The organism is Emticicia sp. CRIBPO (assembly GCF_009905725.1).
Taxonomy (GTDB): Bacteria; Bacteroidota; Bacteroidia; order Cytophagales; family Spirosomataceae; genus Leadbetterella.
In genome coordinates, this window is record NZ_JAAAKV010000008.1 from 118684 (window position 1) to 133471 (window position 14788).

General features: G+C 46.0%; 11 protein-coding genes and 2 tRNA genes. 11 read left to right on the forward strand and 2 right to left on the reverse strand.

Translation table 11 applies throughout. From position 1 onward, the window contains the following. From GVN16_RS17285 to GVN16_RS17315, 7 genes are all read left to right on the forward strand, one after another. Nucleotides 1-2853, forward strand: coding sequence for a glycosyl hydrolase 115 family protein (locus GVN16_RS17285; RefSeq protein ID WP_166565183.1), 2853 nt, complete (start codon nucleotides 1-3; stop codon nucleotides 2851-2853). Between the two features lie 10 nt (nucleotides 2854-2863). Beyond that, the gene (uxuA, locus tag GVN16_RS17290) at nucleotides 2864-4066 is read left to right on the forward strand and encodes a mannonate dehydratase (protein WP_166565184.1); all 1203 of its coding nucleotides are present in this window, start codon (nucleotides 2864-2866) and stop codon (nucleotides 4064-4066) included. A gap of 31 nt (nucleotides 4067-4097) precedes the next feature. Then, on the forward strand, nucleotides 4098-6221 hold the full coding sequence (locus GVN16_RS17295; protein ID WP_409013180.1) for an alpha-glucuronidase family glycosyl hydrolase: 2124 nt from the start codon (nucleotides 4098-4100) through the stop codon (nucleotides 6219-6221). A 25-nt stretch (nucleotides 6222-6246) separates the two neighbouring features. Further along, a complete protein-coding gene (locus tag GVN16_RS17300) occupies nucleotides 6247-7020 on the forward strand; it encodes an SDR family NAD(P)-dependent oxidoreductase (protein ID WP_166565185.1) in 774 nt (257 codons plus the stop codon). Nucleotides 7021-7125: 105 nt separating this feature from the next. Beyond that, nucleotides 7126-8151, forward strand: coding sequence for a glycoside hydrolase family 43 protein (locus GVN16_RS17305; protein ID WP_166565186.1), 1026 nt, complete (start codon nucleotides 7126-7128; stop codon nucleotides 8149-8151). After that, complete coding sequence (def, locus tag GVN16_RS17310) at nucleotides 8151-8789, forward strand: peptide deformylase (protein WP_166565187.1); 639 nt, start codon at nucleotides 8151-8153, stop codon at nucleotides 8787-8789. Before GVN16_RS17305 ends, def begins: the two co-directional genes overlap by 1 nt. A gap of 87 nt (nucleotides 8790-8876) precedes the next feature. Beyond that, the gene (locus tag GVN16_RS17315) at nucleotides 8877-10247 is read left to right on the forward strand and encodes a S9 family peptidase (protein WP_229244221.1); all 1371 of its coding nucleotides are present in this window, start codon (nucleotides 8877-8879) and stop codon (nucleotides 10245-10247) included. A gap of 139 nt (nucleotides 10248-10386) precedes the next feature. Here GVN16_RS17315 and GVN16_RS17320 read toward each other — a convergent pair whose 3' ends face one another. After that, nucleotides 10387-11016 carry an SH3 domain-containing protein gene (locus tag GVN16_RS17320; protein WP_166565188.1) on the reverse strand — a complete coding sequence of 210 codons (630 nt, stop codon included), beginning with the start codon at nucleotides 11014-11016 and terminating at the stop codon, nucleotides 10387-10389. A gap of 174 nt (nucleotides 11017-11190) precedes the next feature. On the opposite strand from GVN16_RS17320, the gene GVN16_RS17325 reads away from it, so the two are divergent. The 4 genes from GVN16_RS17325 (at nucleotide 11191) to GVN16_RS17340 (ending at nucleotide 14036) form a co-directional block, all read left to right on the forward strand. Continuing rightward, nucleotides 11191-11263, forward strand: a tRNA-Lys gene (locus GVN16_RS17325). Nucleotides 11264-11286: 23 nt separating this feature from the next. Next, a tRNA-Lys gene (locus GVN16_RS17330) sits at nucleotides 11287-11359 on the forward strand. Between the two features lie 223 nt (nucleotides 11360-11582). Then, nucleotides 11583-12989 (forward strand): 23S rRNA (uracil(1939)-C(5))-methyltransferase RlmD, encoded by a 1407-nt coding sequence (gene rlmD / locus GVN16_RS17335; RefSeq protein ID WP_166565189.1) that lies wholly within the window; start codon nucleotides 11583-11585, stop codon nucleotides 12987-12989. 168 nt (nucleotides 12990-13157) lie between these two features. Continuing rightward, on the forward strand, nucleotides 13158-14036 hold the full coding sequence (locus tag GVN16_RS17340) for a sterol desaturase family protein (RefSeq protein WP_166565190.1): 879 nt from the start codon (nucleotides 13158-13160) through the stop codon (nucleotides 14034-14036). A 74-nt stretch (nucleotides 14037-14110) separates the two neighbouring features. Here GVN16_RS17340 and GVN16_RS17345 read toward each other — a convergent pair whose 3' ends face one another. Next, entirely contained in the window at nucleotides 14111-14788 is a 678-nt protein-coding gene (locus GVN16_RS17345; protein ID WP_166565191.1) for a hypothetical protein, read from the reverse strand.

Below are 14788 nucleotides of genomic sequence, written 5' to 3' on the forward strand. Positions count from 1 at the left end.
ATGGCACAAATAATCAGAATTCTCTTGTTCGTCATAGCGGTGATACCCGTTTCCGGACAAGATTACCTCAGTTTTAAAAAGGTAAGTGGAGGTTTTCCGATGGTAGTCAACGGAAAACCCGCACCACTCTATGTGGATGCTTCAGACCATCCCGGAGTTATCAGGGCAGCTAAAAATCTTCAATCGGATATACAGAAAGTAAGCGGCAATGTCCCGGCATTTTCAAGCGATAAAATGCCGGACGCTGCCCATGTGATTATTATCGGTACACCGGGTAAGAGCAAGGTGATTGATGCCCTAGTGAAGGCAGGAAAACTGAATGTTGCCGGCTTGTCCGGTAAATGGGAGAAATTTCATGCCCAGGTCATCAATGAGCCTTTCAAAGGGATAAAAAGTGCCCTCGTTATTGCAGGATCTGATAAAAGAGGAAGCATTTACGGGATATATGACCTGTCTTCAGAAATAGGGGTGTCTCCCTGGTACTGGTGGGCTGATGTGCCTGTCGAAAAACACCCGGATATTTATGTAAATGCCGGCTTGCATACCCTAGGAGAGCCCAAGGTGAAATACAGGGGCATTTTTATCAATGATGAGGCTCCGGCTTTATCCGGATGGACCAAAGAAAAATTCGGTGGTTTCAATTCCGCATTTTATGTCAATGTTTTTGAGCTTATTCTCAGGATGAAAGGCAACTACCTCTGGCCGGCCATGTGGGGAAATGCGTTCCAGGTTGATGACCCGCTTAATCCCGTACTGGCAGATGAATTCGGGGTAGTCATCGGCACTTCCCATCATGAACCGCTGATGAGGGCCCATGATGAATGGAGAAGATTCGGTAAAGGAAAATGGAACTATGTGACCAACGACTCTACGCTGAGGGAGTTCTGGAGACAGAGCATGAAAGAAAGAGGTGCCCGTGAGAACATCGTTTCTGTGGGCATGCGGGGTGATGGAGATGAGCCCATGACCCGGGGCACGGCCACAGAGCTACTCGAAAGGATTGTCAAAGACCAGCGTCAGATCATAGAAGAAACCTCCGGGAAACCTGCCTCAGAAACACCTCAATTGTGGGCACTATACAAGGAAGTACAGGATTATTACGATAAAGGCATGCGGGTGCCTGATGACGTCACCCTTTTGCTGTGTGATGACAACTGGGGTAACATCAGGAAACTGCCTGCTCCGGGTGCACCGAAGCGAAAGGGAGGTTACGGTATCTATTATCACTTTGATTACGTAGGCGGCCCAAGGAATTATAAATGGCTGAACACCAATCTGATCCCTAGGATATGGGAACAGATGCACCTGGCCTATGAATATGACGCCAGGGAGATATGGATTGTGAATGTGGGAGATATCAAACCGGTAGAATTGCCCACGGCGTTTTTTCTTGATTATGCCTGGAACCCCGACCGATGGAATGCAGATAATATAGACCAGTATACCCGGTTATGGGCTGAAAAAACTTTTGGCCTCAAAGAAGGCAGGGAGGCAGGAGACTTGCTCCATCTCTATACCAAATACAACGCCAGAAGGAAACCTGAGTTGCTGTCTTCCAAAACCTACAGCCTGCTTCATTACCGCGAGTGGGAAAATGTAGTAAAGGACTATAAAACCCTGGCTGCAAGGGCACAGAAGCAATATGATCAACTGGAAGCCCGATATAAAGATGCTTACTACCAGTTGGTTTTGTTTCCCATACTGGCTTGCTCCAATCTGAACGAAATGTACTATTATACCGCCCTGAATCAGCTATATTACCAGCAGGGGCGTGCCACTGCCAACCTGATGGCTGAAGAAGTGGAACGGACATTCAGAAAAGATGAAGAATTGACGCAGTATTTTCACACCGGGCTAGCCAACGGAAAATGGAACCATATGATGAGCCAGACCCATATCGGCTATAAGATCTGGCAGCAACCGGAAAAGAATGCGATACCGCCTACTCAGAAAAACGAGATTCCTGCGGTTGCCGAACCCGCCGTTATGATGGAAGGTTCTGCGACATCATGGGGTAAAGGTGCTGTAAGTGAAGAGCTCCGGATCACGGCAGGAACTGATAAATACATAGAGATTTTCAATAAGGGTTTGTCTCCGTTTGACTATAAAATACAGGGAATACCGGACTGGCTTTCTGTTTCAGAGCCGTCAGGAAAGATTGCAGGCCAAAGGAGGCTTTATCTGAAGGTAATTTCAGATAAATTGAAGGAAACAGAAGCCATGGCTCAGCTATCAGTTATCGGACCTGAAGATGCCATAATCAAAGTGAATGTCAAAGGAGTGAAATCTGCGAGAGCAGCTTCGGGTTTTAAGGGTTTTATTGAGAGAGATGGTGTAATTGCCGTGGAGGCTTCTCATTTTCAGAATGCAGTGAACAGTGAGGAAATAAGTTGGAAAGTCATCCCGGAAATCGGCAGGACAGGCTCCGGAGTGGCTGTGTTTCCGGTGACTGCGAAGTCTGCCGAACCCGCACCCGGCAGTCCTCATCTGGCCTATGACATCTGGCTGACAAAACCAGGTGAAATTACGGTCAGCTGGCTGCTTTCCCCTACACTTGAGTTTAATGATTCCAGGGGATTGAAAATTGCTGTATCTTTAGACGATGAAAAGCCTGTGATCATCAATATTCATGAGGACAGAAGTCTGAAGGCGTGGGAAAAGGCGGTAGCCGATAACATAAAAACGTTGGTGTCGAAACACAGCGTGTCTGCCACCGGGAAACATACTTTGAAATACTGGTTTGTTGATCCGGGTGTGGTGCTGCAAAAGATCGTCATCGATCATGGTGGCTTGCAACCTTCTTATCTGGGACCACCGGAAACAAAACGAAATAATACGGATATTAAAAATTGAAGAAAAGAGAATGAAAACGATTCACACCATGAGGTGGTTCGGGCCGAATGATCCGGTTTCATTAATGGACATCCGCCAGGCAGGTTGCACAGGCGTGGTTTCAGCATTGCACCAGGTTCCTGTAGGGGAAATCTGGACTGTTAAAGCGATCAATGAGCGGAAAGCGGTCATAGAAGCGGAGAATCACACTTATTCAAAACTGGAGTGGCTTGTAGTGGAAAGTCTGCCCGTGCACGAGCATATCAAAAAAGGATTGCCATCAAGAGAGCTGTTCATCGAAAACTACAAGATTTCGCTGCAAAACCTGGCGGCTTGTGGGATTAAGATCATCTGCTATAATTTTATGCCGGTGCTGGACTGGTCACGCACCAACCTGAACTATGAGATGCCTGATGGCTCCAGGGCGTTGCGGTTTGTCTGGGAAGACTTCGCCGTTTTTGATCTGTGTATCCTAAAAAGGCCCGGATCGGAAAAGGATTATGCCCCGGAAGTGGCAGCCTCAGCCAGGGAGAAATTTGATCTGATGACGCCTGAAGAAATCAAAACCTTGTCCGATACCGCTCTGTTAGGCCTTCCGGGTTCCGAAGAAGCATTTGACCTGAAGACTTTTCAGGGCCTGCTGGATGATTATTATTACGTAGGAGATAAGGAATTGAGGGCTCATCTCTATTATTTTATCAGCCAGGTCGCCCCTGTGGCCGAAGAGCTGGGCCTTAAACTTTGTATACATCCTGATGACCCTCCATTTCCGTTGCTGGGTTTGCCAAGGGTGGTGAGCACAGAAACCGACCTGGAACAGCTCATGAATGCCTGCCGTGTCAATGCCAACGGTATCACGTTTTGTACAGGTTCGCTGGGTGTCAGGCCGGATAATGACCTTCCGGCTATGTTTAGAAAATTTGCGGAAAGAGTGCATTTTATTCACCTGAGAACGACCAAAAGAGAAGAAAATCCGGCTAATTTTCATGAAGCAGCCCATCTGGACGGCGATGTGGATATGTATGAAGTCATGAAGGCCATCGTAGAGGAACAAAAATTAAGAACGGATACCGGAAGGCCTGACTTTGCCATTCCGATGAGACCTGACCACGGACATCAGATGCTGGACGACCTTCATAAAAAAAACTATCCCGGTTATTCGGCCATCGGCCGTCTGAAAGGGCTTGCGGAACTGAGGGGCCTAGAAATGGCGGTGATCCGGTCTTTTTATTAAACAGTTTTATTCAACCAATACCTTAAATAAGATGATTTTAAATCGATTAAAATGTTTGTGCATTCTGGCTTTATTCTTTGCCCAGATGATTGCCGCCCCTGTTTTTGCTGATGATGGTTACAAATTGTGGTTAAAATATGACCCGATTAAAGACACTAAATTAAAGAGTGAATATGCCGTACAGCTTTCATTTATAGCTCTTACTGCTGATCACCCGACGATTGCCATCGCTGTCAGAGAACTTCAGACAGGGCTGAACGGCATGCTGGGCAAGTCCGTTGCGGAAGTAAAAAAGGCAGTTTCCGGTTCTAAAGGCATTATCTTCAGGATCAATGCCTCTGAAGCGGGTATTTCTGAGGAGGGTTTCAAGCTGCAGACTGAAAACGGAAACACAGTTATTACGGCCAGAACTGAAAAAGGGGTATTGTACGGAGTATTTGAACTCCTGAGAAAAGTGCAGACAGGTCAAAGCATTAAAAATCTCTCTGTTGTGACTTCTCCAAAAATAAACCTGAGACTGCTTAATCATTGGGATAACAACAACGGAACCATAGAAAGAGGCTATGCAGGCATGTCCCTGTGGAAATGGTACGAACTTCCTGAAAGAATTGACCCGAGGTATATCGAATACGCCAGGGCCAATGCTTCCATCGGCATCAATGGTACGATGGTGAACAATGTAAATGCCAGTGCGAGATTTCTGACCGAAGAGTATTTGGGTAAAGTGAAAGCCATGGCCGATGTTTTCCGACCTTATGGTATCAAAGTTTACCTCTCGGTCAATTTTGCTTCGCCGAGGCTGATAGGGAAGTTAAAAACAGCTGACCCACTTGACGAAGACGTAAGGAAGTTCTGGAAAGACAAAGCCAAAGAAATTTATGCGTTGATCCCTGATTTTGGGGGATTCCTGGTCAAAGCCAACTCCGAAGGCGAACCCGGCCCGATGGATTATAAAAGAACACATGTGGATGGAGCCAATATGCTGGCAGAAGCTGTCAAGCCTTATAACGGTATTGTGATGTGGAGGTCGTTTGTGTATGCTGCTGATCCGAACGGCGACCGTTTTAAGGCGGCCTACAATGAATTCAAGCCGTTTGACGGACAGTTTGCGGATAATGTCATCATCCAGGTGAAAAACGGCCCGATTGATTTTATGCCTAGAGAACCTATTTCTCCTTTGTTCGGGGCCATGAAGAAAACGCCGGTTTCCATGGAATTCCAGTTGACGCAGGAATACCTGGGGTGGGCTACGCACTGGGTGTTTGAAGCCCCGCTCTTCAAAGAATGCCTCGAAACGGACACTTATGCAGGAGGCGAGGGCTCTACTGTTGCGAAAGTAATTGACGGAAGTGTCTATAAAAATAAACTGACCTCGATGGTGGGCGTAGCCAATACAGGATCCGACAGAAACTGGACCGGACATCCCATGGCCCAGGCCAACTGGTACTCACTCGGAAGGCTCGCCTGGGACCACAACCTCAGTTCAGAGCAGATCGCAGATGAATGGGTGAAGATGTCGCTGACCAGAAATCCGCAATCGGTTGAAATTGTTAAAAACATCATGCTCAGATCACGCGAAATTTATGTAGATTACACCTCGCCTCTGGGCTTGCATCACCTCATGGGAGAGGGCCATCATTTCGGACCTGAACCCTGGCTGGTAAAAGCCCCGAGACCTGACTGGACGGCCATTTATTATCACAAAGCAGATTCAACTGGAATAGGCTTTAACAGGACAGCCACCGGAAGTGATGCTTTGGGTCAATATGAACCCGGGCTCAGAAACAAATACGCGGATCCTGACAAATGTCCGATGCCCTACCTCATGTGGTTTCATCATGTTTCATGGGATAAAGCATTGCCGACCGGCAGGAATGTCTGGGAAGAGATCGTTCATAAATATTACACCGGGGCAGATGAGGTGTTGTGGATGCAAAAAGAATGGAAAAAGGCAGAAAAAGATATTGACGGAGAAATTTATGACAATGTGGCCGCCAGGTTAAAGACCCAGTACAAAGAAGCCCTATGGTGGCGGGACTCGGCTGTGCTTTATTTTAAACAACAAAGTAAAAAGGAAATCCCGGCTCAATATCCGAAGCCACAGAGAACCATAGAAGAAGTGAAAAAGATCGTTGACGTTTATCACGTCAGATAACAGGAATACATAAAACTAATAGATAATGAATTTTGAATCGCAATCGGATGCCTTCTCTCTTGAAGGAAAACTGGCTTTGATTACAGGTGGGGGTGCCGGAATTGGCTTCGAAATTGCCCGCTGTATGATTTCGTCAGGAGCAAAGGTGGCTATTACGGGCCGTAATGAAGACAAACTAAAAGAAGCTGTGTCAGTTTTGGGTTCCTCTGCCAGCTACTTTGTGAACGATGTAACCCGCCTCGATACCCTTGAAGCATTGGTCAGTAAGATTGAAAAAGACCTGGGGGCCATCGATATTTTGGTGAATAACGCAGGGATTAACCTTAAAAAGCCAGCGTTGGAAGTGACGGATGATGAATTTCAGAACATTGTGCAGACTAACCTGAACGCTGTGTTTTCCCTGACGAGGACATGTGCCAGAAGGATGGTGGAACGTCAGAAAGGTTCGGTGATCATGATTTCGTCGATGGCGGCTTATTACGGTATCGACAGGGTAGTAGCTTATGCTTCGTCCAAATCAGGGATTGAAGGCATGGTGAGGGCACTGGCTTCCGATCTGTCTAAATACAATGTCAGAATCAATGCGATCGCTCCCGGTTTCATTGAAACCAACATGATGAAAACCGCTATGGGAAGTGATCCCGACAGGATGAATAAGGCCCTGGGCAGAACACCCATGGGTAAGTTCGGCCAAACCACTGATATTGGCTGGGCGGCCGTATTCCTGGCTTCAGAAGCAGCAGGATTTATCACCGGGGCCTCTTTGCCTGTCGATGGGGGGAATTCGATCGGATTCTAAAGAGATTTGTAATGGCTGTAGTTTTTATCGGACCGGGTTGATCATTACTTAATCGTTGAGCCCTAAACAATAACATAAGATTTTTAACGAAAAGCAGACTTCGAAATGAAAAAATCTCTCATAGTGGCAGCTTTGTTTTCTATCGGAATCGCAGTGGGTCAGCAGAAACCTATTTCTGCACCCCTGGTAAAGCATATTTACACCGCCGACCCTTCAGCTCACGTCTTTAATGGTAAAATATACATTTACCCTTCTCATGATATTGACGCAGGCATTCCTCAGAGTGAAGCCGGAGATCATTTTGCGATGAAGGATTTCCATATTCTTTCGATGGATGCCATAGACGGCAAAGTAACAGATCACGGCGTCGCTCTGGATGTGAAAGACATCCCCTGGGCGGGGCGGCAGCTCTGGGCACCGGATGCAGCGTATAAAAATGGCACGTATTACCTCTATTTTCCTTTGAAAGACAAAGAAGATATCTTCAGAATAGGCGTCGCCACCAGTAAATCCCCGACCGGGCCTTTTAAGGCTGAAAAAGAGCCTATCAAGGGCAGCTACAGCATTGATCCTGCAGTTTTTAAAGACACTGATGGTAGCTATTATATGTATTTCGGAGGTATCTCGGGCGGACAGCTACAACGCTGGAACAACAATAACTACAATGCCAACGGCAAGCTGAAGACCAAAACCGAAGAGGCTGTCTTGCCTAAGATGGCCAGGCTGAAAGGTAATATGCTGGAGTTTGAAGAAGCACCGAAAGACATCAGGATTTTAGATGAAAACGGCAGGGGTTTCCTGGAAGGGGACAATAACAAGAGGTTTTTCGAAGCAGCCTGGGTGCACAAATACAAGGGCAAATATTATTTCTCTTATTCAACCGGCGATACCCATTTGATCAGTTATGCGGTAGGGGATAATCCCTACGGACCTTTTACTTATAAAGGTGTGGTTTTGAATCCTGTGAAAGGATGGACCACTCATCATTCCATTGTGGAGTTTAAAGGAAAATGGTACCTGTTCTATCATGACGTTGAGATCTCGGGAAAAACACACCTCAGAAATATCAAGGTAACTGAACTGAGACACCTGCCCGACGGCAGTATTGAAACCATTTCACCCTATAAATAATGAGAGGTGTTTTTTGGCTGATCATTTTCCTGCTTTGTGGCAGTCATGCTTTCTCCCAGACTTTTACGGCTGAGGAAAAAGCCGTGATTTTGTCAGGAGATACCACTTCAATGCTCAGAGTCATACAGATAACCGAACAGAAAGAACTCAAAATATTGACGACCGTTTCCGGCGACATCACTCCCGGTGACCCGCTGATAAGCCTGCTGGCAGCCAGAATGCTGAAGTCGGTTAATGACCCGTTAAACCCCGGCGTGGGTATTGCTGCCCCGCAAGTCGGGATCAATAAAAATGTGATCTGGGTACAGAGGTATGATAAACCTGGTCAGCCCTTTGAGTTTTATCTGAACCCTAAAATCACCTGGAGATCGGCACTGCTGATCAAAGGGCCTGAAGGCTGCCTGTCTGTTCCTGAGGTAGCGGGAAATGTGTTGAGGAGTTATGCCATCCGGCTCAGTTACCATGATAAGGCCGGGACCAGTCATGAAGAACTGATAGAGGGTTTTACAGCGGTTATTTTTCAGCATGAAACCGATCATCTTCGAGGCATTTTGTTTACAAGCCGGCTGAGTGAGCAAGCTGCCGGTGTCTACAATGAAATAGGCGGACAGGTTGGTTTTTATCTGCCGAAACCTTAGCAAAAGAACTAAAAATCCTATCTGTTATAAAAGTTTTAAGTGCCTGTTAAACAGGTGTTTGATTGTGTTCAACCTTAAAAAAATAAAATGAAAACATTGAAAAAGCTCATCTGGAGCTATGCCGTTTCTATGGCATTCCTTTCTGCCGGAAACGCCCAGCAGCCAAGACGGACGCCTGAACAGGACAGCCTGTTTGCAAAAATGCAAAGGGACACCAGGGCTGACCATCAGCAGATGCTGTCGCAGCTTGGTATCACTACCCTCAGACAAGGAGCCAACGGCTCTGATCCCAAAGCTCCTAATGCGGCCAATTATGACGAATCCAAGGCCAACCCTTATCCGGAATTGCCAGATCCGCTCACATTGAAAAACGGAAAAAAAGTAAAGTCCGCCCAGGTGTGGTGGGACAGCCGGAGAGCCGAAATACTGGAAGATTTTGACCAGGAAGTGTACGGAAGAACTCCCGCGAATCTTCCGAAGGTGAAATGGGAACTGATGAGTGCCGCCCTTGAAAAAAACGGGGAGTTTGCTGTGGTGACCAAAAAGCTCATCGGAAGGGTTGATAATGCTTCTTTCCGTGACATCAAAGTGGATATTCAATTGACGCTCACGACTCCCGTAGAGGCTAAAGGGCCCGTTCCTGTCATGATGGAACTTAGTTTTGTGTTTCCTCCCGGCATGCGGCCACAAGCTCCGCCTGCGAATGAACCTACCTGGCAACAGCAGCTGCTGGCGAAGGGCTGGGGATACGCTGTCATTATTCCGACAAGCATCCAGGCCGATAACGGGGCAGGTCTGAAAAGCGGTATCATTGGTCTGGTCAACAAAGGCAATCACAGAAAACCTGACGATTGGGGAGCCTTAAAAGCCTGGGCCTGGGGAGCTTCACGGGCGTTGGATTATTTTGAGACAGACCCGGCTGTAGACGCAAAGAAAGTAGGGGTGGAGGGGCATTCAAGATATGGGAAAGCTGCTTTGGTAACGATGGCTTATGATCAACGGTTTGCGATCGGTTATATCAGCTCTTCGGGTGAAGGCGGAGCCAAGCTGCACCGCAGAAACGCCGGAGAAATTGTAGAAAATGTAGCCGCATCGGGTGAGTATCACTGGATGGCGGGCAATTTCATCAAGTACGCTGGGCCCTTGCAATGGAAAGACCTCCCGGTAGATTCTCACGAGCTGATCGCTTTATGTGCTCCCAGGCCGGTATTTATAGGAGCCGGAGACAAAGGTGATGGCTGGGTGGATGTGAAGGGGATGTTTATGGCCGCCGATGCTGCCGGTCCGGTTTATCGACTGCTGGGCAAAAAGGATTTGGGGACCTCAGAGTTTCCTGCCATTGAAACATCGCTGATCAGCGGAGAAATTGCCTTTCGTCAGCACAAAGGAGGGCATACTCCGGCACCCAACTGGCCTGTGTTTATAGATTTTGCCTCGAGATATTTTCAAGCTAAATAAATCATATCTGCGTAAAACTGATTTTTGTGCTTACCCTGTCCGCCGGAGGGGTAAGTACAGAATTTGCAGGTAGTAAAAAGGCTTTGAGATTATTTTGCAATGAGAGTGTCCGCCGTTCTGGAATGGGTAAAATTATGACCTAGTTCTCCACCAGCCATAGATCAGATCTCTTGATAAACACCAGTTTACGTTTCCAGAGTACTTTGAGCCAGATATCATCCTGTCCAAGTACATTCAGCTTATTGCCTTCTGTAATGAAGCCTTCAATGGCTGCTGCGGCAGTGGGCTGCGTTCTGAGATAAGCCCTTTTGGATTTGATGATGCCCGACTTGTAATTGCCGGGAGCATTGATCAATCCAAGCAGGAAGACCAGGTAAAGCAGTATAATCGCGATGTTTCTTCCGCTGACGCCTTGATGAAAGTATTTTTTCCGGACCAGGATCCAGAAGATATAAAGGGCCACGACAACAAGGAATATCACCAGGTAATTGAAATATTGCTGGTACAGCATCAGTAAAAAGTTAAGGTCAGTCCTGTCAAAACCGGAATACTTGTTTTCTAGGGCTATCTGGTTCATTTTGTCGAACACCTTGTCGCCGGGGTTGAGGTTATAATAGTTGTTGAGGTAGTAGAGAGCCTGCGGGTAATCACCCGAATTTTCATAAATATAGGAAAGTTTAAGGAAAGCGTTCTTCCTGTTGACCTGATTTGCCCTTAAAAGTGACTTATACACAATTGCAGCTTCCTCATATTTTTTATAACTAAACAAAGAATCTGCTTTTTCGGCTAGTTTTTTTTGAGCCTTAGAATCAGTAACTTGTAAAAATAGTACAAAAAAAAGAAGAAAAATTTTCGATATTTTTAAATAGTAATTTGGCATTCTGAGCATAAATTTATAGTTTTGCATCCGCATTTGAGAGGGGCAATATCCTCAAGATTGTAAGATTCCGTAGCTCAGCTGGTAGAGCAATACACTTTTAATGTATGGGTCCTGGGTTCGAATCCCAGCGGGATCACTTTCAAATTTAGAATCTTTCGAGATTCCGTAGCTCAGCTGGTAGAGCAATACACTTTTAATGTATGGGTCCTGGGTTCGAATCCCAGCGGGATCACAAAGCGATGAAACTTCATCGCTTTTTTGTTTTAAATTGCTTTTGATATTGAGATTTGCTCTTTGGCCTGTTTCTGATACCTTCTGCTGAAGAGCAGTAGTGAGCTTATTAAAATTGTTCAAATTATTCAGGTTGGTGCTCGGCATTTTATATTTTAAGTATTTGCAAAATTAATATTCCATTTTGATTCCCGGCCTCACTTGGTGATCAATTTAATAAAAAAATGAAGAAGAATAAGAATAGAGTCATCGAAAGGGCGGTTATCCACGATTTTGCGGCGGAGGGGAAGTGCATTGTCAAGCATGAAGGAGAAGTGATTTTTGTGGCAGGAAGCAACGTGGCCCCGGGTGATGAAGTAAAACTTCTCGTGTCAAAAAAGAAGAAAAACTATTCTGAAGGAAGAATATTGGAAACGTACAGTTATTCACCGGATCGTATTGAGGCTTTTTGCAGCCATTTCGGCGTCTGTGGAGGCTGCAAATGGCAACATGTACCTTACGACAGGCAATTGCAGCAGAAATGGCAGCAGGTCAACGATCAGCTGGTCAGGATAGGGAAACTGCCGATAGGCGAAGTCTGGCCGATATTGGGTTCTGCAAAGACACAATTCTACAGGAATAAACTCGAGTTTACTTTCTCAAACAGCCGTTGGCTTACCAATGCCGAAATTCAGTCGGAAGATGATATCAATAAGAACTCGCTGGGCTTCCATGTCCCGGGCAGGTTCGACAAAGTACTTCCGATCGACAAATGCTATCTGCAGGGTGATCCGTCTAATGCCATCAGGGATTTTTTCGGGGAATATGCCCACAGCCACGGTCTTTCTTTTTATGACCACGTGATCCATGAGGGTTTTATGAGAAACCTGATGATCAGGACGAGTACCACGGGTGACGTGATGGTGGTGGTGCAGTTTGCCCAGAACAACCAGGAAGTGATTAAGGACATCCTGGATAAGTTCATTGAAACGTTTCCGCAAATCACCTCGGTCAATTATTTCATTAATACCAAAAGGAACGATACCTACTTTGACCTGGAACCGGTTTGTGTTTACGGTACGCCGTACATCACCGAAGAAATGGAAGGCCTGAAATTCAGGATCGGAGTGAAGTCGTTTTACCAGACCAACTCAGAGCAGGCATACGAGCTGTATAAGATCACCCGTGATTTCGCCAAAATCACCGACAATGACGTGGTATATGACTTGTATACCGGAACGGGCACCATCGCCAATTTTGTGGCCCGTCAGGCTAAAAAAGTAGTAGGGGTGGAATACATCGAGGAAGCCATTGAAGACGCCAAAGTAAATTCTGAGATCAATAACATCAGCAATACCTCTTTCTTTGCAGGTGACATGACCAAAGTACTCACCGATGCTTTCATTGAGAAGAATGGTCAGCCGGATGTCATCATCACCGACCCGCCGCGAGCCGGTATGAGCAAAGAGGTCGTGGATACCATTCTAAGGGCTGCTCCGAAAAGGATAGTCTATGTAAGCTGTAACCCTGCCACCCAGGCCAGAGACTTGTCACTGCTCTCGGAAAAATACAAAATCACAGAAGTAAAACCGGTAGACATGTTTCCGCATACCCATCATGTGGAGAACGTGGTAGGACTGGAGCTGAAATAATTCTTATTATATACGTAAGGCGGCGGGATTGCGAATCCGGATAATCCGGATTCGCAATCCTTTCGTTTTTTACGGATAATGGCATTTTAAAATTTTCGGGCTCCTGATTTGAGCTGAAAATGGATTTATCTATATTTGTTATATTATGCACGCATAACACCTTTGACTATGGAACCCAATCTGATCATTTATGCGATTCCTTTCTTTGTAGTAACGGTAATTTTAGAGGCCGTACTGATTACCCGTGAGCAGCGGGAGAGGTGGATTGAGGCCAAAGATTCCTACACTTCCATTGCTTTGGGCTTGGGGAATGTTTTCACCGGTTTGTTTACCAAAGCACTTATTTTCGGGATATATACTTTTCTGTATGAGAATTTCAGATTTTTTACGCTGGATACGTCCCAATGGTGGGTGTGGGTGCTGGCGTTTTTTGCCGACGATTTCAGCTATTACTGGTTTCACAGGGAAGCCCACCTGATCCGCTGGTTCTGGGCCTCGCACAAAGTACACCACTCTTCTGAAAAATACAACCTGGCCACGGCCCTCCGTCAGACATGGACAGGCAATGCCAGCGGCTCGTTTGTTTTCTATTTATGGATGCCTTTTGTGGGCTTCAACCCGATTGTTATCCTGACTATGCAGCAAATCAGTTTGTTATACCAGTATTGGATACACACGGAGGCCATCAATAAAATGTGGAGGCCTTTTGAGTATATTTTCAATACGCCCTCACACCACCGCGTGCATCATGGCTCCGACATAAAATACCTGGACGCCAATTATGCCGGTATACTTATTATCTGGGACAGGATGTTCGGTACTTTTGTGGAAGAAAAAGAAAGGCCTACATATGGTCTTGTCAGTAACCTGAATAGCTACAACCCCATTAAAATTGCCTTCAGTGAGTGGGTAGATATGGCAAAAGACCTGGCTAATGCCGGTTCATTGAAAAATGCCTTCAAATATATTTTTGCCCCGCCCGGCTGGTCTCCTGACGGCAGCAGGAAAACCTCTGAAGAGCTGAAAAAAGAAGCCGGGATAAAGTAAGATATGATATAATCAGACACCTAAAAACAGAAGCCTTGCCGGCTTCTGTCGGGAAACAACGATCATGGAGCTTCTTAATAACTCAGATTTTCATTCAAAGTGTGGTTGCCTGTTTTGTATTCTTCTATCTGACCCAGCAGTTCCATTGATTTGACAATCGGATTCCATTCTATTCCGTTGAAAATAAGCTGAAACCACTTCTTGCCCACATTCTCATACCTGATATTGAAGAAAAGCCATACAGCCGCGAAGGTAAACAAGAGCGTTATCAATACCTGTATCGCCAGACCAACCGGATTTCCGTATTTAAACATATTAACGGTGCAATAAAAGGTCGTCCATACAGGAAGCTGCAGAAAGAGCACCCTGGTCACCCAAAGGGTGGATAATTTCAGATTCGCCAGTTTGTTCTGGGCCGATATCACCGACTCACTGATGTCCATCTGGTGCATCAGCACAAGCTGGTAAACATAAATCCCGATGGCGATTTTGGTCAGTATGACCTGTATTCCGGCAGAAACGATGAAAAACGGACTGGCTTCCTGAAAAAGAGCTATAATAATGACATCTACAAACCCCACCCATGCAATGCCTGCCAGGATGGTAAAGATTTTTATCGGTTTCATTGACATCAGAAAAGACCGGACCTTGAGTTTGGTGATGTCTTCTGTGTTCTTTTTATTGATCGATAGGCTCTCGTCAAGCTTTTTGTGATAAGATTTCCAAAGGTTGATGATTTCTGCGTCTTCCAT